At 73.7% G+C, this 21,867-nt stretch carries 18 protein-coding genes, 4 tRNA genes and 1 other RNA gene; 12 read left to right on the forward strand and 11 right to left on the reverse strand.

Translation table 11 applies throughout. From position 1 onward, the window contains the following. Window positions 1-94: 94 nt before the first annotated feature. On the forward strand, window positions 95-1,510 hold the full coding sequence (locus IE326_RS11280; protein WP_150229821.1) for a sulfatase family protein: 1,416 nt from the start codon (window positions 95-97) through the stop codon (window positions 1,508-1,510). Between the two features lie 41 nt (window positions 1,511-1,551). On the opposite strand, the gene IE326_RS11285 is transcribed toward IE326_RS11280, so the two are convergent. Continuing rightward, entirely contained in the window at window positions 1,552-2,361 is an 810-nt protein-coding gene (locus IE326_RS11285) for an META domain-containing protein (protein ID WP_150229818.1), read from the reverse strand. 156 nt (window positions 2,362-2,517) lie between these two features. Then, window positions 2,518-3,306: a maleylpyruvate isomerase family mycothiol-dependent enzyme gene (locus tag IE326_RS11290; protein WP_190041431.1), complete on the reverse strand. Its 789-nt coding sequence runs from the start codon at window positions 3,304-3,306 to the stop codon at window positions 2,518-2,520. A 67-nt stretch (window positions 3,307-3,373) separates the two neighbouring features. On the opposite strand from IE326_RS11290, the gene IE326_RS11295 reads away from it, so the two are divergent. Then, window positions 3,374-3,781 (forward strand): nuclear transport factor 2 family protein, encoded by a 408-nt coding sequence (locus IE326_RS11295; RefSeq protein WP_150229814.1) that lies wholly within the window; start codon window positions 3,374-3,376, stop codon window positions 3,779-3,781. A 65-nt stretch (window positions 3,782-3,846) separates the two neighbouring features. Here the strand turns inward: IE326_RS11295 and purL are convergent, their stop codons facing one another. The 3 genes from purL to purS are packed head-to-tail and all read right to left on the reverse strand — an operon-like array spanning window position 3,847 to window position 7,018. Further along, window positions 3,847-6,096, reverse strand: coding sequence for a phosphoribosylformylglycinamidine synthase subunit PurL (gene purL / locus IE326_RS11300; protein ID WP_190041432.1), 2,250 nt, complete (start codon window positions 6,094-6,096; stop codon window positions 3,847-3,849). Beyond that, window positions 6,096-6,776, reverse strand: a complete 681-nt coding sequence (gene purQ / locus IE326_RS11305) for a phosphoribosylformylglycinamidine synthase subunit PurQ (RefSeq protein WP_043224763.1) — start codon at window positions 6,774-6,776, stop codon at window positions 6,096-6,098. Before purQ ends, purL begins: the two co-directional genes overlap by 1 nt. Then, entirely contained in the window at window positions 6,773-7,018 is a 246-nt protein-coding gene (gene purS, locus IE326_RS11310; RefSeq protein WP_015035032.1) for a phosphoribosylformylglycinamidine synthase subunit PurS, read from the reverse strand. The genes purQ and purS overlap by 4 nt, the downstream gene beginning before the upstream one ends. A gap of 364 nt (window positions 7,019-7,382) precedes the next feature. On the opposite strand from purS, the gene IE326_RS11315 reads away from it, so the two are divergent. The 8 genes from IE326_RS11315 (at window position 7,383) to IE326_RS11350 (ending at window position 12,006) form a co-directional block, all read left to right on the forward strand. Then, window positions 7,383-7,739, forward strand: a complete 357-nt coding sequence (locus IE326_RS11315; protein WP_170313844.1) for a histone-like nucleoid-structuring protein Lsr2 — start codon at window positions 7,383-7,385, stop codon at window positions 7,737-7,739. Between the two features lie 133 nt (window positions 7,740-7,872). After that, window positions 7,873-7,944, forward strand: a tRNA-Gly gene (locus IE326_RS11320). A gap of 81 nt (window positions 7,945-8,025) precedes the next feature. Beyond that, window positions 8,026-8,098: transfer RNA gene (locus IE326_RS11325), tRNA-Gly, on the forward strand. Window positions 8,099-8,245: 147 nt separating this feature from the next. Further along, window positions 8,246-9,196, forward strand: coding sequence for an ABC transporter ATP-binding protein (locus tag IE326_RS11330; RefSeq protein ID WP_150229811.1), 951 nt, complete (start codon window positions 8,246-8,248; stop codon window positions 9,194-9,196). After that, on the forward strand, window positions 9,193-10,002 hold the full coding sequence (locus IE326_RS11335) for an ABC transporter permease (RefSeq protein ID WP_190041433.1): 810 nt from the start codon (window positions 9,193-9,195) through the stop codon (window positions 10,000-10,002). Before IE326_RS11330 ends, IE326_RS11335 begins: the two co-directional genes overlap by 4 nt. 29 nt (window positions 10,003-10,031) lie before the next feature. Then, a complete protein-coding gene (locus IE326_RS11340; RefSeq protein ID WP_190041434.1) occupies window positions 10,032-11,300 on the forward strand; it encodes a sensor histidine kinase in 1,269 nt (422 codons plus the stop codon). Then, window positions 11,297-11,911 (forward strand): response regulator transcription factor, encoded by a 615-nt coding sequence (locus IE326_RS11345; RefSeq protein ID WP_150229805.1) that lies wholly within the window; start codon window positions 11,297-11,299, stop codon window positions 11,909-11,911. The genes IE326_RS11340 and IE326_RS11345 overlap by 4 nt, the downstream gene beginning before the upstream one ends. A 22-nt stretch (window positions 11,912-11,933) precedes the next feature. Then, window positions 11,934-12,006: transfer RNA gene (locus tag IE326_RS11350), tRNA-Gly, on the forward strand. Between the two features lie 171 nt (window positions 12,007-12,177). Here the strand turns inward: IE326_RS11350 and IE326_RS11355 are convergent. The 6 genes from IE326_RS11355 to ffs form a co-directional block, all read right to left on the reverse strand. After that, window positions 12,178-13,086 (reverse strand): phosphoribosylaminoimidazolesuccinocarboxamide synthase, encoded by a 909-nt coding sequence (locus IE326_RS11355; RefSeq protein ID WP_150229803.1) that lies wholly within the window; start codon window positions 13,084-13,086, stop codon window positions 12,178-12,180. Window positions 13,087-13,170: 84 nt separating this feature from the next. Then, window positions 13,171-14,631, reverse strand: a complete 1,461-nt coding sequence (locus IE326_RS11360; protein ID WP_150229801.1) for a N,N-dimethylformamidase beta subunit family domain-containing protein — start codon at window positions 14,629-14,631, stop codon at window positions 13,171-13,173. A 280-nt stretch (window positions 14,632-14,911) separates the two neighbouring features. Continuing rightward, a complete protein-coding gene (locus IE326_RS11365; protein WP_229915292.1) occupies window positions 14,912-16,867 on the reverse strand; it encodes a M48 family metalloprotease in 1,956 nt (651 codons plus the stop codon). A 251-nt stretch (window positions 16,868-17,118) separates the two neighbouring features. Then, window positions 17,119-18,369 (reverse strand): phosphoribosylamine--glycine ligase, encoded by a 1,251-nt coding sequence (purD, locus tag IE326_RS11370; protein WP_190041435.1) that lies wholly within the window; start codon window positions 18,367-18,369, stop codon window positions 17,119-17,121. 61 nt (window positions 18,370-18,430) lie between these two features. Then, window positions 18,431-20,503: a DNA polymerase III subunit gamma and tau gene (locus IE326_RS11375; RefSeq protein WP_190041436.1), complete on the reverse strand. Its 2,073-nt coding sequence runs from the start codon at window positions 20,501-20,503 to the stop codon at window positions 18,431-18,433. A gap of 172 nt (window positions 20,504-20,675) precedes the next feature. Further along, an RNA gene (ffs, locus tag IE326_RS11380) (signal recognition particle sRNA small type) lies at window positions 20,676-20,774 on the reverse strand. A 130-nt stretch (window positions 20,775-20,904) separates the two neighbouring features. Here ffs and IE326_RS11385 point away from each other — a divergent pair. Together IE326_RS11385 and IE326_RS11390 are read left to right on the forward strand one after the other, a co-directional pair. Then, window positions 20,905-20,992: transfer RNA gene (locus IE326_RS11385), tRNA-Ser, on the forward strand. 440 nt (window positions 20,993-21,432) lie between these two features. Beyond that, a complete protein-coding gene (locus tag IE326_RS11390; protein ID WP_190041437.1) occupies window positions 21,433-21,846 on the forward strand; it encodes a hypothetical protein in 414 nt (137 codons plus the stop codon). Window positions 21,847-21,867 lie beyond the last annotated feature (21 nt).

A 21,867-nucleotide genomic window follows, 5' to 3' on the forward strand; every position in this document is an offset into this window, starting at 1 on the left:
CCCCTCCGCCCCCCTTCCCCTCCGTCCCGGCCGCGGCGCCGTCCCCGCCCGCCGGGACCGGAGGCACACCCGTACGTTCTCCTGGAGATCCGCCATGTCCTCGCCCCTGTCCCGCCGGGCCTTCGGCGGCGCCGCCGCCGGTGCCGCCGCGGTGGCCGCCGTCGGCGCCGCCCCCGCCCACGCGGCGCCCGCCCCGGCCGCCGGTCCGGCCGCCGCCCCCGCGGAGCGCCCCTTCCGGGCCGCCCGCCCGCGCCGCCACTCCCGGCGGCCCAACATCCTCTTCATCCTGGGCGACGACCTCGGCTGGGCCGACCTCTCCTCGTACGGCTCCCCGCACATCCGCACCCCGCACCTCGACCGGCTCGCCCGCCAGGGCGTCCGCTTCACCGACGCCTACTCCGGCTCCGCGACCTGCTCCCCCACCCGCTTCAGCCTCTACACCGGCCGCTACCCGGGCCGGACGAAGGGCGGCCTCGCCGAGCCGATCGCCGACAGGTCCGTGGGCCTGGAGCCCACCCACCCCACGCTCGCCTCGCTGCTCCGCGACTCCGGCTACGCCACCGCCCTCATCGGCAAGTGGCACTGCGGCTACCTCCCCGACCACTCCCCCACCAAGTCCGGCTGGGACGAGTTCTTCGGCAACTTCGGCGGCGCCCTGGAGTACTACTCCAAGCTCGGCCTCGGCGGCGAGTACGACCTCTACGAGGGCGACGCCGAGTACAAGGACCTCCGCTACTACACGCGGATCCTCACCGAGCGGGCGAGCGAGTACGTGAGCCGGGACCACGAGAAGCCGTGGCTGCTCAACCTCAACTTCACCACTCCGCACTGGCCGTGGATCGCCGACGGCGACGAGGAGGCGAGCGCCGAGATCGTCCGCCGGATCAAGGCCGGCGACCGCTCCGCCCTCTGGCACCAGGACGGCGGCTCGGTCGAGAAGTACAAGGAGATGGTCGAGGACCTCGACCGCTCGGTCGGGAAGGTCCTGGCGGCGCTGAAGCGCTCCGGCCAGGAGCAGGACACCCTCGTCTTCTTCGCCAGCGACAACGGCGGCGAGCGCTTCTCCTACAACTGGCCGCTCGCCGGGAACAAGGGCTCCCTCCAGGAGGGCGGCATCCGCGTCCCCTCGGTCCTGCGCTGGCCCGCCCGGATCGACGGCGGCCAGGTCAGCGACCTGCCCGTCTTCACCCCCGACTGGACGGCGACCCTCCTCGACCTGGCCGGGGCCCGGCCCCACCCGGCGTACCCGCTCGACGGCACCAGCCTCGCCGGACACCTGCTGCGCGGCGAGGACGTGCCGGAGCGCGACCTGTTCTGGCGGGTCAGGGGCGAGCGGGCGCTGCGCCGCGGCGACTGGAAGTACTACCGCGGCAAGTCCGGCCGCGACCAGCTCTTCCACCTCTCCGAGGACACCCGCGAGCAGGCCGACCGGGCGCCCTTCGAGCAGGCCCGGCTGGCCGAGCTGCGGACCGCGTGGGAACGGATCGACGCGGGGCTGCTGCGCTACTGAGCCGGGCCGGCGCCGGGCTGCCGGCCCCCCGGGATGCCGCGCTACCGGGCCGGTTCGGCGCGAGCCGTCAGGCCCTCGCCGCCGCCGTCGACGAGGGTCAGGGTCCGGTGGTCGAGCCGGTAGGAGAGGGGGCCGTCGAGGAGCTCGTACAGCTTCGTCTCCAGCTCCATCTGCGGGCCCGCGCACATCATGCGGGTGGTGGCGGCCGGGCCCTCGACGGTGAGGGTCCCGGCCTCCTCGTCGACCTTCGCGGCGGCGGAGAAGCCGTTGCAGCCGAGGTTGCCGGTGATCCTGCCGTCCGCGCCGACGACGAAGCGGGCCTTGTCGCCGCCGCCCTCCGGGAGGGAGGCGGCGGCGTCCTCGGAGACCAGGCCGTCGATCTTCCAGGAGGTGCCGCGCAGCGGGGCGGACGGTTCGGCCGCCAGCTCCACCTTCCGGCCGCCGTCCGCCGAGGCGAGGGTGAGCGCGCCGTCCTCCAGGGTGCCCGTCAGGGGGCCGGCGAAGGCGGCGAGGAAGGCCGTCTCGAAGCGCCGCCGGTCCTCGGGGCACCCCATCTCCGTGACCTCGTCCGGGGAGACGGTGACGGTGGTGCCCGCGACGGCGGCCGTCCCGCCGAAGTGGTTGCAGCCGGTCCCGCCCCGGGTCCGGCCGTCCCGGGTGAACTCGACGGCGGCGCCCCCGGGGGCCTTCGAGCGGCTGCCGTCCACGGTGACCGCGGTCACCGTCCAGTGCGTGCCGGCGAGGGGCAGGTCGGGGTCCCCGGCGCCGCCGCTCCCGCCGCCCCGCCCGCAGGCGGTGAGGGCGGCGAGCAGGAGGGCGGCTGCGGCGAGGGTGCTGCGCGGCTTCGGCATGCCGGTGGGACGCGGCGGAGCCGTACGGGGTTCCCGGCGGGATCCGTACGGGTTCCCCCGGCCGGGTCCGTACGGGGCCCCCGGCCGGGTCCGTACGGGGTCCGTACGGGATTCCCGGCCGGATCCGTACGGGCCCCCGGCCCCCCTCGCCGGGGGTCAGCCCATCACGGGGAGCAGCTCCGCCAGGTCCGCGCGCTCGCCGCTCGCCGCGATCCGGGCCGCGTCGAGCTCGGCCGCCCAGCCGGACCGCCCGGTGGCCAGCCGGATCCAGGTCAGCGGGTCCGTCTCCACGACGTTCGGCGGGGTGCCCCGGGTGTGCCGGGGGCCCTCCACGCACTGCACCACCGCGTACGGCGGGACCCTGACCTCCACCGCGCCGCCCGGGGCCTTCACCGCGAGGGCGTCGGCGAGCAGCCGGGTGCAGGCCGCGAGCGCCTGCCGGTCGTACGGGATCTCCGCGCCGGTCGCGGCGGCGAGGTCGTCGGTGTGGACGACCAGTTCGACGGTCCGGGTGACGAGGAAGTCGGCGAGGGTCATGGCCCCGAAGCGGGTCGGCACGAGCCGCTCCCCGTCCGCGCCGGCGACCAGCTCCTCGTACCGCTCCGCCGTCCGCCCGTACAGCCCCGGCAGGTCGGCGGTGTCGGCGGCGCGGACGTCCTCGTCGATCCGCGCGGCGGCCGTGCGGGTCGCGAACGGCCAGTCGAGCAGCGTCAGTTCGCGCTTCTCCGGCTCGGGCCCCTCCAGGGCGCGGACGACCGAGCCGAGCGCAGCCGTGACGTGCCCGGCGAGCTCCCGGACGGTCCAGGAGCCGAGCCGGGTGGGCCGGCCGAGGGCCTCCGGCGGCAGCGCGAGCACCGCCTCCCGCACGTGTCCGAACTGGGCCGACACGGCGGCCCTGGTCCTGGCGGGGTCGTAGCTGCGGGCGCGTTTCCTGGCGGGTGGCATGGCCCGAGGCTAACGCCGAGACTGGGAGGGAGGGGGGAAACCCCTCAGGAAAGGCAGTGGCGGGACCATGACCCATCACGAGCACCCCGACGCGGCTGTCGTGCGCCGGGGGTACGCAGCGTTCACCGCCGGCGACATGGAGACCCTCGCCTCCCTGATGACCAGCGACTGCACGCACCACTCGCCCGGCGAGAGCCAGATGTCCGGGCACTTCAAGGGCCGGGACAACGTCCTGGCGCACTACGGGAAGCTCGCCGAACTGACCCGCGGCACCTTCCGGGTGGAGCTGAAGGACGTCTACCCGGACGGGCGGGGCCACGCGATGTCCGTCCACACCTGGCACGCCGACAAGGGCGACCGGGGCATCGAGATGGACGGCGGCCTCTTCTTCACCCTCATCGGCGGCAAGATCTCCGACATCGACGAGTGCGTGGCCGACATCACCGAGTCGGACGCCTTCTGGGGAACGGAGTAGCGCGGACGCGGAAGGACCCCCGCCCGAGCGGCGCGGGGGTCCTCACGTGGTGCGCGGAGCGCGGATCAGGCCAGCAGGCCCGGGATCGTCGCCTCGTGCGCGGTGCGCAGCTCCTCCAGGGAGAGCGCGAACTCGCCCTGGACGTCGACCGCGTCGCCGTCGACGACACCGATGCGGGTCGCCGGCAGGCCGCGGGCGCCGCACATGTCGGTGAAGCGGAGCTCCTCGCTGCGCGGGACGGCGACGACCGCGCGGCCCGCCGACTCCGAGAAGAGGAACGTGAAGGCGTCCAGGCCCTCGGGGACGACCAGGCGCGCGCCGTTCCCGCCGCGCAGGCAGGACTCGACGACCGCCTGCACGAGACCGCCGTCGGACAGGTCGTGCGCCGCGTCGATCATGCCGTCGCGGGAGCCCGAGATCAGGATCTCGCCGAGCAGCTTCTCCCGGTCGAGGTCCACGGCCGGCGGCATGCCGCCGAGGTGCTGGTGGATCACCTCGGACCAGGCCGAACCGCCGAACTCCTCCTTGGTGTCGCCCAGCAGGTAGAGGAGCTGGCCCTCTTCCGCGAAGGCGATCGGGGTGCGGCGGGTGACGTCGTCGATCACACCGAGGACGGCCACGACGGGCGTCGGGTGGATGGCGACCTCGCCGGTCTGGTTGTACAGCGACACGTTGCCGCCGGTGACCGGGGTGCCGAGCTGGAAGCAGCCGTCGGCGAGACCGCGGGTGGCCTCGGCGAACTGCCACATGACGGCCGGGTCCTCGGGCGAGCCGAAGTTCAGGCAGTCCGAGATGGCGAGCGGCTTGGCGCCGGAGGCGGCGACGTTGCGGTACGCCTCCGCGAGGGCGAGCTGCGCGCCGGTGTACGGGTCGAGCTTGGCGTACCGGCCGTTGCCGTCGGTCGCCATGGCCACGCCGAGGTTGGTCTCCTCGTCGATGCGGACCATGCCCGCGTCCTCGGGCTGCGCCAGGACCGTGTTGCCCTGCACGAACCGGTCGTACTGGTCCGTGATCCAGGACTTCGATGCCTGGTTCGGGGAGGAGACGAGCCTCAGGACCTGGTCCTTCAGCTCCTCGCCCGTCCGCGGCCGGGGCAGCTTGCCGGCGTCGTCGGCCTGGAGCGCGTCCTGCCACTCCGGGCGCGCGAACGGCCGGTGGTAGGTCGGGCCCTCGTGGGCGACGGAGCGCGGCGGCACGTCGACGATCTGCTCGCCGTGCCAGAAGATCTCCAGCCGCTCGCCCTCGGTGACCTCACCGATGACGACCGCGATGACGTCCCACTTCTCGCAGATCTCCAGGAAGCGGTCGACGTGCTGCGGCTCGACGATCGCGCACATGCGCTCCTGCGACTCGCTCATGAGGATCTCCTCGGGCGAGAGCGTCGCGTCGCGCAGGTGGACCTTCTCCAGGTCGACCCGCATGCCGCCGGAGCCGGCCGAGGCCAGCTCGGAGGTGGCGCAGGAGAGCCCGGCGCCGCCGAGGTCCTGGATGCCCGCGACGAGCTTCTCCTGGAAGATCTCCAGGGTGCACTCGATGAGGAGCTTCTCCTGGAACGGGTCGCCGACCTGGACCGCGGGGCGCTTGGTGGGCTTGGTGTCGTCGAAGGTCTCGGACGCGAGGACCGAGACGCCGCCGATGCCGTCGCCGCCCGTGCGGGCGCCGTACAGGATGACCTTGTTGCCGGGGCCCGATGCCTTGGCGAGGTGGATGTCCTCGTGCTTCATCACGCCGATGCAGCCGGCGTTGACCAGGGGGTTGCCCTGGTAGCAGGAGTCGAAGACGACCTCGCCGCCGATGTTCGGCAGGCCCAGGCAGTTGCCGTAGCCGCCGATGCCGGCGACGACACCGGGCAGCACGCGCTTGGTGTCGGGGTGGTCGGCCGCGCCGAAGCGCAGCGGGTCGACGACCGCGACCGGGCGGGCGCCCATGGCGAGGATGTCGCGGACGATGCCGCCCACGCCGGTGGCCGCGCCCTGGTAGGGCTCGATGTACGAGGGGTGGTTGTGCGACTCGACCTTGAAGGTGACCGCGTACCCCTGGCCGACGTCGACGACGCCCGCGTTCTCGCCGATGCCGACGAGCATGGCGTCGTTGGCGGGGGTCTTCTCGCCGAACTGCTTCAGGTGGACCTTGCTGCTCTTGTAGGAGCAGTGCTCGGACCACATGACGGAGTACATGGCGAGCTCGGCGCCGGTGGGACGGCGGCCGAGGATCTCGCGGATGCGCGCGTACTCGTCCTCCTTGAGGCCGAGCTCCTTCCAGGGCTGCTCGCTGTCCGGCGTCTCGCTCGCGTGCTTGACGGTGTCGAGGCTCATCAGGCGTTGACCAGCTTCTTGAGGATCGAGGTGAAGAAGCCGAGACCGTCCGTCTTGCCGGTGCCGATCAGCGGCTCGACGGCGTGCTCGGGGTGCGGCATCAGACCGACGACGTTGCCCGCCGCGTTCGTGATGCCGGCGATGTCGCGGAGCGAGCCGTTGGGGTTGACGTCCAGGTAGCGGAAGGCCACCCGCCCCTCGGCCTCCAGCTCGTCGAGCGTGCGCTCGTCGGCGACGTACCGGCCGTCCATGTTCTTGAGCGGGACCTCGATCTCCTGGCCCGCGGAGTAGTCCGAGGTCCAGGCGGTCTCCGCGTTCTCCACCCGCAGCTTCTGGTCGCGGCAGATGAAGTGGAGGTGGTTGTTGCGCAGCATCGCGCCCGGCAGCAGGTGGGCCTCGGTGAGGATCTGGAAGCCGTTGCAGATGCCGAGGACGGGCATGCCCGCCTTCGCCTGCTCGATGATGGTCTCCATCACCGGCGAGAAGCGCGAGATGGCGCCGGCCCGCAGGTAGTCGCCGTAGGAGAAGCCGCCGGCGAGGACCACGGCGTCGACCTGCTTGAGGTCCTTGTCGCGGTGCCAGAGCGAGACGGGCTCGGCGCCCGCGAGGCGGGCGGCGCGCAGCGCGTCCTGGTCGTCGAGCGTGCCGGGGAAGGTGACGACGCCGATGCGTGCGGTCACGACTCGACCTTCACGACGAAGTCTTCGATCACGGTGTTGGCAAGGAAGGTTTCGGCCATCTCATGGATGCGGGCGAGGGCGGCGTCGTCGACCGGTCCCTCCACCTCCAGCTCGAAGCGCTTCCCCTGACGGACGTCGGCGATTCCGGCGAACCCGAGGCGGGGCAGTGCACGCTGCACCGCCTGTCCCTGCGGGTCGAGGATCTCCGGCTTGAGCATGACGTCGACTACGACGCGTGCCACTGGCACTCCCGGTGGTGTGTTGCGTGGGCGGTTCCCTCAGCGTACCTGCCTCCAAATTCTACGCGGGTAGAGATCTGAAGGATCCTACAAATCCCCAGGCCGGAAGGCGCCCCCGGCGGTGATCCGCCCCAAACCCCCGCACCCCGCCGCACATGAAATGCGAGTGAAATATTGCGCCGCTCATTGCCCCGGGACACGCTGAGACAATTGACGGGGCTTCACAATGCGACGCCCATCGCTGTACAAAGGAATCCAGAGGAAGAAAACATTGCCCCCGGGCAGCCGGCGGCCCGCTATCACCGCACGTCAGAGGCGCACCCACAGCCCCTGACAGGTGGCGGGCCACAGGAAAGGACCCATATCCGTGGCGCAGCGAGTGGTGGTCACCCTCTCCGACGACATCGACGGCGGAGAAGCGGCGGAAACGGTCGCGTTCGGTCTCGACGGGAAGATGTACGAGATCGACCTGAATACTGCCAATGCAAAGAAACTCCGCAAGGCCCTCGCGCCCTACCTCGCGGCCGGGCGCAAGCAGACCGGCAGGCAGGCGGGCAGTCGGGCGACCGGAGGTGTGACGGGGGCCACCGTCGCCTACACCCACACCGCCCTCGCCCCCGACCCCGCGGCGGTCCGCGCCTGGGCCCAGTCCAACAAGATGGACGTGCCGGCCCGGGGCCGCATCCCCAAGCGGGTCTACGAGGCCTTCCGCGCGGCGAGCTGACGCCGGGCGGAGCGGGGCGGGACGACGGCCGGAGAGGGGCGGGCGGAGCGGATTTGCATTCCACCCCCCTTGATCGGCTAGAGTCTGGATCACGCCGAAGGGCAAGGCCGAAAAGCCGGGCCCGAAGCAGCGTGCGGGTGTAGTTCAGTAGTAGAACATCCCCCTTCCAGGGGGAAGGCGCAGTGTGCGATCCCTGTCACCCGCTCTGCATCACGGTTACCGACCACTCCGGTGGATCAGGTAGAGTGGTGCTCGCACCGCCCGGTGAAAGCCGGTCGGGAGCAATGCGGACGTGGCTCAGTTGGTAGAGCATCACCTTGCCAAGGTGAGGGTCGCGAGTTCGAATCTCGTCGTCCGCTCAGGGAAAAGAAGGCCCCGGTTCATCGAACCGGGGCCTTCTTCGTTCTCCCCCACACAGGAGCCACCCGCCCGCCCATGACATTTGTCAGTCGGGCCGATGACAGCGCGCACTGCCCGCCCTCCCCGCCGCACGGGAGGCTGGAGCCATGACAGCCGAAGCCCTGAACCCCGCCATCGAGGCGACCGACCTGCGCCGCAGCTACGACGGCGGTTTCGAGGCGGTGCGCGGCATCTCCCTCTCCGTCCCCCGGGGCGAGATCTTCGCCCTCCTCGGCACCAACGGCGCCGGCAAGACCTCCACCGTCGAACTCCTGGAGGGCCTCGCCGCCCCGACCGCCGGCACCGCCCGCGTCCTCGGCCACGACCCGTACCGGGAACGCTCCGCCGTCCGCCCCCGCATCGGCGTCATGCTCCAGGAGGGCGGCTTCCCCTCCGACCTCACCGTGGCCGAGACCGTCCGCATGTGGGCCGGCTGCACCAGCGGCGCCCGCCCCGCCGGCGAGGCCCTCGCGAGCGTCGGCCTCACCGGCCGCGAGAAGGTCCGCATCAAGCAGCTGTCCGGCGGCGAACGCCGCCGCCTCGACCTCGCGCTCGCCCTCCTCGGCCGCCCCGAGGTCCTCTTCCTCGACGAGCCCACCACCGGCCTCGACGCCGAGGGCCGCCGCGACACCTGGGAACTCGTCCGCGAACTGCGCGCCCAGGGCACCACCGTCCTCCTCACCACGCACTACCTGGAGGAGGCCGAATCGCTCGCCGACCGGCTCGCAATCATGCACAAGGGCCGCATCGTCCTCTCCGGCACCCCCGCCGAGGTCACCGCCGCCCAGCCCGCCCGGATCCGCTTCGCGCTCCCCGCCGGCGTGCCCGCCGCCCGCCTGCCGCTCGGCCTGAAGGCCGCCGAGGAGGGCGGCCGGATCGAGATCCGCACCCACGCCCTCCAGGACGACCTCACCGCTCTCCTCGGCTGGGCCCGCGAGCAGGACGTCCGGCTCGACGGCCTCGACGCCCGCTCCGCCTCCCTCGAAGAGGCCTTCCTCGACATCGCCTCCCGCACGGAGGACGCCCCGGCCGGCCACAAGGAGACCGTGACCCGATGAGCACGCCGCAGACCACGAGCGCCCCCACGGCCGCCGGCCGCCCCTCCACCACCCTCACCCGGCTCACCGCCCTCGGCCGGGCCGAACTCACCCTCCTCGGCCGCAACCGCAACAACCTCTTCATCGCGGCCCTCATGCCGCTGCTGATGATCTTCCTGCTGCGGTCCTCCCTCAAGGGCGTCGACGAGTCCACCCTCGGCATCTCGCCGACCGCCGCCACCCTCATCGGCGGCACCGGCATGGTCCTGCTGCTCGTCGTCTACATGAGCTTCGTCTCCAGCCTCACCGCCCGCCGCGAGGAGCTGGTCCTCAAGCGGCTGCGCACCGGCGAGGCCACCGACCCCGAGATACTCGCGGGCGCCGCCCTGCCCGCCACCGCCATCGCCCTCGTCCAGTGCGCGATCCTCACCGTCGGCGGCTTCACCCTGCTCGGCGCCGACGCCCCCGCCCGCCCCGACCTGCTCGTCCTCGGCCTCGCCGGCGCGATCGTGCTGCTCGCCGGGCTCGCCGCCCTCACCACCACCATCACCCGCACCGTCGAGAGCGCCGGCCTCACCACCCTGCCGCTGTTCCTGATCTCCTCCTTCGGCTCCGGCCTCTTCGTCCCCCGCGACGCCCTGCCCGGCACGGCCGCCGACGTCGCCCAGCTCCTCCCGCTCAGCGGCGTCATGGAGTTCGTCCGGGCCGGCTGGCTCGGCACCGCCCACGCGGGCAGCCTGCTGACCGCCGCGCTCAATACAGTGGCCTGGGCCGTCCTGACGGGATGGGCGGTCCGCCGCTGGTTCCGCTGGGAGCCCCGGCGCTAGGGGTGGGACCGGAGGGGAGACGGGACGGGATGTCCGCGATGACGGGATGGTGGACGCGGCGCAGCGCCGCCGGGAAGGTCGAGCTGTACACCCGCTGGACCTTCCACCTGATGGCCCCGGTCGAACTGGTCACGCTCGGCGGCCTCCCGCTGAACTCCGGAGGGAAGCCCCGTGACCTCGGCACCGGCCTGACGGTCGGCCTGCTGCTGTGGGTCCTGGCCCACTCCGCGCTCTGCTGGACGGTCTCCTCCCGCGCCCTCGGCCACACCACCGGCCGGCGGGCGCGCCCCGTCCGGCTCGCCGTCGCCCTCGCCACCGCCACCCTCCTCGCCGACCTCGCCGTCGCCGGGCTGTGGGCGGGCGGGGCGCTGCCCGACGAGTCGCTCGTCGCGAGCCTGCTCATCGTCACCTCGGTCTTCACCGCCGGCACGCTCGTCCTCTGCCTGGACCGGGTGCGGCACATGGCGTACGCGGTCGCCGGCACCGCCCTGGCCGCCGCGCTGCCCGTCGCCGCCTTCGGCCACGGCGCCCCGGAGGGCCTGATCACCCTGGTCGCCGTCCTCGCGGGCGGCGGCGCCTACGCCTCCGCCTGCGGCTTCTCCTCCTGGCTGCTCCGCGTCGTCCAGGAGCTGGAGCGCTCCCGCGACCTCAAGGCCCGGCTCGCGGTCGCCGAGGAGCGGCTCCGCTTCGGCCGCGACCTCCACGACGTCATGGGCCGCAACCTGTCGGTGATCGCGCTCAAGAGCGAGCTGGCCGTCCAGCTCACCCGGCGCGGCCGCCCCGAGGGCGTGGACCAGATGGTCGAGGTCCAGCGGATCGCGCAGGAGTCCCAGCGCGAGGTCCGGGAGGTCGTCCGCGGCTACCGCGAGGCCGACCTGCGGGTCGAGCTGGAGGGCGCCCGCGGCGTCCTCGGCGCCGCCGGGATCGACTGCGCCGTCGACGCCCCCGCCCTGGAACTGCCCGCCGGGGTGCAGTCCGTGCTCGGCTGGGTCGTCCGCGAGGCCACCACCAACGTGCTGCGGCACGGCGACCCCGGCCGCTGCGCGATAGCCCTGCGGCGGACGGCGGACGGGGTGCTGCTGACCGTCGAGAACGACGGGGCGGTGGTACGGGACGGGGCCGGCGCCCCGGGCCGGACCGGTTCCGGCCTCGCCGGGCTGCGCGAACGGCTCGGCGCGGTGGACGGCACCCTGGAGGCCGGGCCCGTGGCCCCGCAGTCGTTCCGCGTCACCGCCCGGGTGCCGCTCGCCGTGCCGGGGACCGCCGGCACCCGACAGGAGAAGGAGACGGTCGCGTGACCGAGCCCGTACGCGTCCTGCTCGCCGACGACGAGCACCTGATCCGGGGCGCGCTCGCCGCCCTGCTCGCCCTGGAGGACGACCTGGTCGTCGTCGCGGAGGCCGCCACCGGCCCCGAGGCGCTGGCCATGGCCCGCGCCCACCGGCCCGACGTCGCCGTCCTCGACCTCCAGATGCCGGGGGCGGACGGTGTGACGGTGGCCACATCGATCCGGGACGAACTCCCGGGCTGCCGCACGATGATCGTGACCAGCCACGGCCGTCCCGGGCACCTCAAGCGGGCCCTCGCGGCGGGCGTCCGGGGCTTCGCGCCGAAGACCGTCAGCGCCCAGCGGCTCGCCGAGCTGATCCGTACCGTGCACGCCGGAAACCGCTACGTGGACCCGGAGTTGGCGGCCGACGCGATCGCCGCCGGGGACTCCCCGCTGACCGCGAGGGAGGCCGAGGTGCTCGAACTCGCCGCCGACGGCGCCCCCGTCGCGGAGATCGCCCGGCGGGCCGCGCTCTCCCCCGGCACGGTCCGCAACTACCTCTCCTCCGCCGCCGCGAAGCTCGGTGCGGAGAACCGTCACGCGGCGGTGCGTCTCGCGCGCTCCAAAGGTTGGGTATAGTTAGCAGCGCGCTACGGCGCATGCGGACGTGGCTCAGTTGGTAGAGCATCACCTTGCCAAGGTGAGGGTCGCGAGTTCGAATCTCGTCGTCCGCTCAGAGGGAAGGCCCCGGTTCATCGAACCGGGGCCTTCTTCGTGTGCGCGCACGACGGACACGGCGCCGCACCGGCCCCCCGGAGGGGACCCGTGCGGCGCGCGTCGGCCGGGGCGTGCCTCTCGGACCGGGCCCGGCCGCGGCGGGCCCGGCGTGGTCCGGAAGACGCGGCCTAGAAGCTGTCGGACCAGGACGTGCCGGTCAGCAGCTCGTACGCCTCCAGGTACTTGGCGCGGGTGGCGTCCACGACCTCCTGCGGGAGCGGCGGCGGGGGCTGCTCGCTCTTGCGGTCCCAGCCCGAGGCCGGGGAGGTCAGCCAGTTCCGCACGAACTGCTTGTCGTACGAGGGCTGGGCGCGGCCCGGCTGCCACTGGTCGGCCGGCCAGAAGCGGGAGGAGTCCGGGGTGAGGACCTCGTCGGCGAGGATCAGGTCCGCGCCCTCGAAGCCGAACTCGAACTTGGTGTCCGCGAGGATGATGCCCCGCTCGCGGGCGATGTCCCGGGCGCGGGAGTAGACGGCGAGGGTCGTCTGGCGCAGCAGGGCGGCGGTCTCGGCGCCGACCTGGCGGGCCACCTCCTCGTACGAGACGTTCTCGTCGTGCTCGCCGACGGCGGCCTTGGCCGCCGGGGTGAAGATCGGCGCGGGCAGCTCGGAGCCGTCGGTCAGGCCCTCGGGCAGCGCCAGGCCGCAGACCGTGCGGGAGGCGTCGTACTCGACCAGGCCGGAGCCGGTGAGGTAGCCGCGGGCCACGCACTCGACCGGGACCATCTCCAGGGGCTTGCAGATCAGGGTGCGGCCCGCCCAGTCGGCGGGGGCGCCGGCCGGCAGCTCGGTCGAGAGCACGTGGTTCGGGACCAGGTCGGAGAGCTGGTCGAACCACCACAGGGAGAGCTGGGTGAGGACGCGGCCCTTGTCCGGGATCTCGGTGGGCAGGACCCAGTCGTACGCGGACATGCGGTCGCTCGCCACCATCACGAGCTCGCCGGCCCCGTTCCGGTACAGGTCGCGCACCTTGCCCGTGTGCAGGTGGGTCAGGCCCGGGACCTCGATGGGCTCGGGCTTTTCTACAAATCCGGACACGGTTCCTCCGCGTAGGTTGATCCAGGAACGGTCCGATTCTCTCGCACGCGCGAGCGGCCCCGCCGACCGGGGCTGCTCGCCCGGTCAGTCCCTCTTACAGATGCGGTCGAGGAGGTTGGCGGTGGCGCGCTGGACCCGGGCGTCCACGTGGCCCGGCCGGTCCAGCGCGGGCGACCAGGCGAAGGTGCCGGAGGCGAAGACCCAGGCCCCCGACGGCGCCCGGTACAGGCTCGTCTCCTGGTGGCGCAGCGTCCCCTCGCCGTCCCGGTAGGGCGAGTGGGCCAGCAGGATGCGGCCGTCGTGCTCGGGGAGCGCGGTGCGCGGGAAGTAGCGGTCGGCCTCCCCCGCGACCAGGCCGGGGAGTTCGTCCCCGTCCCCGGCGCCGGTCGCCTCCCACAGCCAGTGCCCGGCGTTCCGCACGACCAGCGGGTGCGGTTCGGGCACCCGCCCCGCGTACTGGATGCCGAGGAGCTGCTGCTCGGGGCGGTCCACCTCGCGCCAGAGCGCGGGCCGGCCGGGCCCCCGGCGCTTGCGGCAGGTGAGCAGCCGGTCCGGCACCCCGGACGGCGAGGGGCCCAGCTCCACCTGCCAGTACATGGTGTTGGCGGAGAGGAAGACCAGCGAGGTGCCCTGGTCGCGGGCGCGCTCGGCGGCCTTCCGCATCGGCGCCGACCAGTACTCGTCGTGGCCGGGGAAGACCAGGCCCCGGTAGCGGGCCGGGTCGACCCGGCCGGCGTGCAGGTCGCGGGTCTCCGCATAGGCCAGGTCGTAGCCGTACCGCTCCGCCCAGCGGATGAAGTCGTAGGCGTGGCCCACGTGCAGGGGCAGGCCCGCACCCGCGTACGGCCGGTCGAAGGAGACGGTCGTCGCCGCCTCCTCCTCGCCGAGCAGCCGGCCCTCCTCGTCCCACGCGTGGTAGAGGCTGGCGCCGGTGTGCCCGTCCTCCGGGTAGAGGTTGTACGCCTGCCAGGTCACGTCCGGAAGGACGAGGAGGAGGTCCGCCGGGTGGGAGTCGCGGACGGTGAAGGGGATGTGGGAACGGTAGCCGTCGGCGGTGGTGAGGACGGCGACGTACGCGCCGATCGACCAGTAGGTCGGCACCTGGAGCCGCCAGGACTGCCACCAGTGGTGGCAGGAGACCGTGCGGTCGGCGGTGAGCGGCGGCGGCTGGACGATCCCGGAGAGCCGCGGGCTCGTGGTGATCTTCGCGGCGCCGTCGCCCCCGTAGTGACCGATCCGGTAGACGTCGACCGAGAACGGCTGCGGCGGGTCCACGGTGATGTGGAAGTCGATCGACTCGCCGGGCGCGACGGCCCCGCCGGAGGCGAAGCCCTTGATCTGCCGGCGCACGTCGTCGGCGGTGCGCGGGCCCCCGGCGCCGCCCCGGGCCAGGGTCTCGTCCGCGTACCAGGGGACCATCTGCCCCGTGTCGTCGAAGTAGTTCTCCGAGCCGCGCAGCCAGGGCAGCGGGCCCTGGCCGAAGGGATCGGAGACGGCGTGCGCGAGCGCACCCGACTCCCAGCGCCTGATCTGCTCCGCCCCCATGACGCGCCCCTCCCTCGACTCCCCCGGTCAGTGCCGCCGGCCCCTGCCCGCGGATGGTGCCCCTGTCAGTGCCGGTCTCCAGCACATCACATAACGCAGGGGGACCGTCACCGTTCGTCGCGAATCGGAAAAGGTGGAAGGCCCTCTTCCGGTCATGAGGCCGTCCGGAGGGCGCTCGGGACGTCGTTCGGGGCGCCGTCGGGGGCGCACGGAGGCCGCTCAGGACGTCGTTCGGGGCGCCCGGAACCCCCGCCGACCCGGCGGGGGCCCGCTCCCGGGGTCAGAGGAGACGGACGGGCTTCTCCGGGCGGACGCCGGTGGTGCTGAGCCAGGCCCGGAGCGGGGCCGGATCGCCCTCCTCGACCAGGGCGAGGACCCGCGGCCCGAGGTCGGCCGCCCGCTCTCCGCCGACGAGCAGCGCGGGCCCGTCGAGCCAGTCCAGGCCGGGCACGGCGCCGGTGGTGTCGACGGCGGCGCAGCAGACCAGGGCGGTGACGTGGTCGGCGAGCAGGTCCCGGCCGGTCCGGGGCGGCAGCAGCGGACCGAGCGGCCAGGGCCCGTCCGGGCCGGTGAACCCGGACCGGTCTCCGGCGGTGGCCGCGAGCCGGGCCTCCCGCTCGGCGTCCTCCCGCGCCACCTGGGCGCTGAGCGCGGCCGCCAGGGCATCGGCGACGGGATTGCGGGCCTCGTCCTCGTCGTCGTACGGGTCGTCCGCGTCCTCTTCGAGGGGTACGGCGGGGAGGTCGAGGGGGACGGCCGGGAGCTCGCCGGCCGACGGCGCGGGGTCCCGGGGGCCGGGCCCCTCCGGGCCTCCGGTGCTCTCCGTGCTCTCGGTGCTCTCCGTGCTCTCCGTGCTCTCCGTGCTCTCGGTGCCGAGGGTGCAGGTGGTGCCGAGGGTGCCGGTGGCGTCGGTGGTGCTGTCGATGCCGCCTGTGTCGAGGGCGCCGGGCGCGGCCGTCAGGTGGGTGAGGACGCGGGTGAGGGTCGGGCCCTCCGGGGCCCCGTCACCGGGGCCGCCGGGGACGGGGGCCGTCGCGAGCCGGTCGAGGACGTCGTGGAGCCGGGCGGCGTCCGCGCGCCACGTCCGGTCGACGACCTCCTCCGGATAGCGGCTCCACTCGACCGGCGCCCAGTCCGGTCCGGGCTCGGCCGGGCCGCCGTGGAAGAGCCGGGCGGCGAGCAGCGAGGCCGCCTCGTCCACGGCGCCGGGCTCCTCCAGGAGGTCGCAGGCCGGGCGGTCGCCGAGCCGGGAGGAGAAGCCCTCCGCGAGCCGGTCGCGCCGCGAGAGCTCGGTCAGCGCCGCGACCACGCCCGCGTCGAGCCGGGCCGGCCAGCGGCCCATCCGCCAGGCGGGCAGCGCGACCCGGGTGAGGAGCCGGTCCCAGCCCGCGTAGGCGAGGCCGACCTGCTCCTGGGCGACGATCCGCGCCCCGTGGTCCACGGCCTGGGCCCGCTCGGAACCGGCGACGGCCACCCCGCGCTCCATCTCGGCCGGATGGCTGCCGCAGGCCCGCAGCAGCAGCCGGGCCACCCGGCCCACGCCCCGGGCGCCGAGCCCGCGGAGCGGGCCGAGGCCGGGATCGCGGGGGACCGCGGCGGCCGCGTCGAGCCCGCGCACGAAGCGGCGGGCGGCGGCTATGTCGGGATCGGAGGCCGGACCCGTGCCGGCGACGACCGGGGCGAGGACCGCCCGCAGCTCGCCGACCCGCATCCACCACAGGAACGGGGAGCCTATGACGAGGACGGGAGCCGTCCCCGCGGGGACGGCCGCCGCCCCGTACGCGGGATGGGAGCGGTCCTCCAGCCAGCTGTCGCAGTCCGGGGTCAGGGCTATCGCCGAGGGCGCGGGCACGTCGAGCCGGTCGGCCAGCTCCCGCACCAGGCGGTGCAGGTCGGGGGCGGCGGTCTCGGAGAGCTCCACCGTCGGCGTCACCGCCGGGCGGGCGCGGGCGACGACGAGGGCGACGGCCCCGGCGGCGAGCAGGACGAGGACGGCGAGGACGGTCACGATCCAGCGGGCCGTGGTCCAGCCCGTACCCGTGAAGTGGCCGGTGACCTCGCCCGCGTAGAGCACCACGGCGACCGCGGCGGGGAGGACGGCGGCGCCGAGCGCCCTGCCGCGGACGCGCAGGACGGCGAGGGCGCGGGAGCGCGCGGCCCGCGCGCCCCACTCGTCGCCGAGGCCACCGCCGCTGCCGTGGTTTCCGAAGCCGCTGCCGGACACGCCGTACCTCACCCCCTCTGCCTGTCCTCGACGGGACTACCCGTGGTGGTGTTGCTCACTCCCCCACTGTGGCACCCGCCACCGACATCGCAATGCCGGTGGGCCAAGTGCCGGAATGCCTGCGCCGCACCCTAGTTGGGGCTTCGGCGGCAGTCATCCAGATGGGCGAGTCGTCACCCGATCGAATGGCTTTGGGTAAAGGTGGTGCCGGTGGCGCGGCCGTGCGCTTGACTGCGCGGCCGCGCCCGCACTCCCGGGACGGGTCAGGCCCCGGCGGCCTTCAGCGCGATGTCCGTGCGGTGCTGGGAGCCGTCAAGGCGGATGCGGCCGACTGCCGCGTAGGCGCGCTCGCGGGCCTCGGCCAGGTCCGAACCGGTGGCGGTCACCGACAGGACCCGGCCGCCGGCGCTGACGATCGCGTCGCCGTCCCGCTTCGTGCCCGCGTGGAGCACGTAGGCGTGCGGCGCGTCCTGCTCCGCGATCTCGTCCAGGCCCTCGATGGGGTCGCCGGTGCGCGGGGTGTCCGGGTAGTTGTGGGAGGCGACGACCACGGTGACGGCGGCGTCGTCGCTCCAGCTCAGCGGCGCCTGGTCGGCCAGGGTGCCGTTGGCCGAGTTCAGCAGGACGCCGGCCAGCGGGGTCTTCAGGCGGGCCAGGACGACCTGCGTCTCGGGGTCGCCGAAGCGGGCGTTGAACTCGATGACCCGCACGCCGCGGCTCGTGATCGCCAGACCGGCGTAGAGCAGGCCGGAGAAGGGGGTGCCGCGGCGGCGCAGCTCGTCGACGGTCGGCTGGAGCACGGTCTGCAGGACCTCGTCGACCAGCTTCGGGTCGGCCCACGGCAGCGGCGAATAGGCGCCCATGCCACCGGTGTTGGGGCCCTCGTCGCCGTCGAGCGCGCGCTTGAAGTCCTGCGCGGGCCGGAGCGGGAGGACGGTGGTGCCGTCGCAGATCGCGAAGAGGGAGACCTCGGGGCCGTCCAGGTACTCCTCGATGACCACGCGGTTGCAGGCGAGCGCGTGGGCGCGGGCCGCCTCGACGTCGTCGGTGACGACGACGCCCTTGCCGGCCGCGAGGCCGTCGTCCTTGACGACGTACGGCGCGCCGAAGGCGTCGAGTGCCTCGTCGATCTCGGCGGGGGTGGTGCAGACGTAGCTGCGGGCGGTCGGCACGCCGGCGGCGGCCATGACGTCCTTGGCGAACGCCTTGGAGCCCTCCAGCTGTGCCGCCTCCTTCGACGGCCCGAAGACCGGGACGCCGGCCGCGCGGACCGCGTCGGCGACACCGGCGACGAGCGGCGCCTCCGGGCCGACGACGACCAGGTCGGCACCGAGCTCGGTGGCGAGCGCGGCGACCGCCGCGCCGTCCAGCTGGTCGACGGGACGCAGCTCGGCGACCTCCGCGATTCCGGCGTTGCCGGGCGCGCAGTACAGAGCGGTGACGTCGGGATCGAGGGAGAGAGAGCGGCACAGGGCGTGTTCGCGGGCGCCGCCGCCGATGACGAGGACCTTCACGTCAGCCAGGGTATCCGGCCGGACGCGCGGACCCTTGTGCGGGCCACCGAGCGAGACGGCCCTAGTCGTTCGTGTATTCCTCCACAACGGTGGCGCCGAGCTCCCGCACGATCAGGTCGTGCCCGGAGAGCGCCGACTCGACGAGGTCGGGGTCGTCCTCCTCCGGCACGTCGTCCTCGGGCGCCACCGGCTGCGGCTGCGGCCGCGGCGGCGCCGGGTCGGGCGCGGCCTGCGCGGCGGGCGGGGCCTGTACGGGGGCGGGCGCGGGCGCCGCGGCGGGGGCGGGCGCGGGGGCGAAGGCCGGTGCGGGCGCGGCCGGGGGCGGAGGCGCGGAGGGGCGCCCGAAGCCGCCGCCACCGCCGCCTCCCGAGAAGTTCCCCGCCCCTGACGGGGGCGCGGAGCCGCCCGACGGGTCGACGATCGCCTCGACCTTCCAGTTCACGTTGAACTGCTCGGCGAGCGCCGCCTTGAGGACGTCCTCGCTGCCGCTGCTCGCGAAGTTGTCCCGGGCGCCGGCGTTGAGGAAGCCGAGCTGGAGCGTGGTGCCGTCGAAACCGGCCACCTGCGCGTTCTGGCTGAGCAGGATCCAGGTGAAGCGGCGCCGGTTCTTGACCGCCTCCAGGATCGACGGCCACATGTTCCGCACCTGGGCGGCCCCGGCGGCCATGTCCCCGGCCGGAGCCTGCGCGGCCGCCGGAGCGGACGGAGCCTGCGCGGGAGCGGAAGCCGGCGCGGGCGCCTGCGGGGCGGCGGTCGGCCAGCCACCGGGCCGCGCGGCCCCCGGCCAGGCCCCGGGCCGCCCGCCCTCCGGCTGCTGCACGGGGGCGGGTACGGGCGCGGGCGCCGGGGCGGCCTGCGGCGGGGGCGGCGGGGCCATCGGCGTGTGCGCCTCGGGCCCGGGGACGTACCCCATCGGCGGCCCGGCGGGCGGGGCGGGCGTGAAGACGGCGGCGGCCTGGACCTGCGGCGCCGCGGCGGCTCCGCGCTCCAGCCGGTCCAGCCGGGCGAGCAGCGACCGCTCGTCGTCGAAGGCGGCGGGCAGCAGCACGCGCGCGCAGATCAGCTCCAGCTGGAGGCGCGGGGAGGTGGCGCCGCGCATCTCGGTCAGCCCGGAGTTGACGAGGTCGGCGGCGCGGCTCAGCTCGGCGGCCCCGAAGACGGACGCCTGGGCCTGCATCCGCTCGACGACGTCGGCGGGCGCGTCGATGAGCCCCTTCTCCGCGGCGTCCGGCACGGCGGCCAGGATCACCAGGTCCCGCAGCCGCTCCAGCAGGTCGGCGACGAACCGCCGGGGGTCGTTCCCGCCCTCGATGACCCGGTCGACCACCTCGAAGGCGGCGGCGCCGTCCCCGGACGCGAAGGCGTCCACGACGGAGTCCAGCAGCGACCCCTCCGTATAACCGAGGAGCGAGGTCGCCATGGTGTACGTCACACCCTCCTCGCCGGCACCGGCGAGGAGCTGGTCCATGACGGACATCGAGTCACGCACGGACCCCGCGCCGGCCCGCACCACGAGCGGCAGCACGCCGTCCTCGACGGGGATCCCCTCCCGCCCGCACACGTCCCCCAGGTACTCCCGCAGGGTCCCCGGCGGCACCAGCCGGAAGGGATAGTGGTGCGTCCGGGACCGGATGGTCCCGATGACCTTCTCCGGCTCGGTCGTGGCGAAGATGAACTTGAGGTGCTCCGGCGGCTCCTCGACCACCTTCAGCAGGGCGTTGAAGCCCGCCGAGGTGACCATGTGCGCCTCGTCGATGATGTAGATCTTGTACCGGCTCGCCGCGGGCCCGAAGAACGCCTTCTCCCGCAGGTCACGGGCGTCCTCCACACCACCGTGCGAAGCCGCGTCGATCTCGATGACGTCGATGGACCCCGGCCCGCCCCGCGCGAGGTCCTGGCACGACTGGCACTCCCCGCAGGGCGTGGGCGTCGGCCCCTGCTCGCAGTTCAGACACCGCGCGAGGATCCGCGCACTGGTCGTCTTGCCGCACCCGCGCGGCCCGCTGAACAGGTACGCGTGATTGACCCGGTTGTTCCGCAGGGCCTGCTGCAACGGGTCGGTGACATGCTCCTGCCCGATGACCTCGGCGAAGGACTCGGGACGATAGCGGCGGTACAGCGCGAGAGACGACACGTCTACGAGGTTATAGGCGCCCACCGACAACCCGGGAAAACCACCACCCGCCCACCCGGGCGCCCCGCCCCGCGCCACGCCCGCCCCCGCGTCCGCGCCCGCTCCGGAAACGCATCCCGCTCCGGGAACACGTCCCGTCCCGGGAAAGCATCCGCCCCGCCCCGTCCCCGGGAACGCAAGCGCCCCCCACGCACCCGCCAGAGCCGACCTACCCTTGCTGCCTTCCGGCCCTGGGGGAGTTCAGTCAGATAGCGCCGCGTGAGGGGCTCCGCCCAGGGTACCCGATCCGAACCCCCACCCGAACCCCACCCGGCCCCTTCCCCACCTCCTCCCCCACCCCGCTCCTCCCCCTCCCGGATCACGTTCGCGAGCACCCTCCGCGGTCATGTAATGTTCTCCACGGAGGATTCGCCTAGAGGCCTAGGGCGCACGCTTGGAAAGCGTGTTGGGGGCAACCCCTCACGAGTTCGAATCTCGTATCCTCCGCCAGCCCGAAGGGCCGGACCGCAAAAGCGGTCCGGCCCTTCGGCATTCCCGCCCCACTCACGCGCAGCCGCCGAGCCCGCCCGCCGGGACCACCGCTCCCACGCTCCGGGCCACCCCGCCCACGCCTGCGACGCATCCCCGGCCCCCGCGTCCACCCCGCGCCACCTCGCCCGGCCCCCTGCCTCCCCAGGTTCACGCGGCCACCCCGGCATTCACCCCCACTCCCGCGACCTCCCTCACCCACCCCGACCTGGCCCTTCCCCTCCCTCGCCCTCCCTGCGAGCGGGCCCCCGCCCGTCAGCGAAGAGATTCTTTTTCGACGTTCCGTTCACCGGATCGGGCGGTGATCAGATGGAGGGTACGTTCCTGCTGTTTCCCCTCCGTATCCGATCGGCTACGTTCCGTGACGATCGAATGGCTCTCTAACCAATCAGGGGACATCCATGGGGAAGTTGAGGAAGTCGGTGACCGCCGCGATCGCCGCGGGCCTGTTCTTCGGCGGGGCGAGCGCGGCGGTGGCGGACTCGTGGCACCGCCTGAAGATGCGCTCGACAGGCGTCCACTTCAAGGGGTCCTACAAGTGGGAACCGAAGTTCGTGCACCGCGGCGGGTTCCACATCGACGGAACGCTGGAGGACACCGAGGCCGACGACGGGCACAACGTCTACCTGCGCGCCAGGGTCGAGTCCTATGGCTGGACGCGGGTCAAGGGCGTCCAGAAGAAGACCATCCACGTCAATCACGTCTTCTTCGACGGCGCGGTCCTGGAGACCACGGAGGCTGAGATCCAAGCCTGCCGCGATCGTGGATCGCTCCGGCCGGACAACTGCTCCAAGCTTCGAAAGTTCGCGCGCTGACCATTCATCGCCCAGGGGAGC

The sequence above is a fragment of the Streptomyces filamentosus genome (genome assembly GCF_014654895.1).
Lineage (GTDB): Bacteria > Actinomycetota > Actinomycetes > Streptomycetales > Streptomycetaceae > Streptomyces > Streptomyces filamentosus.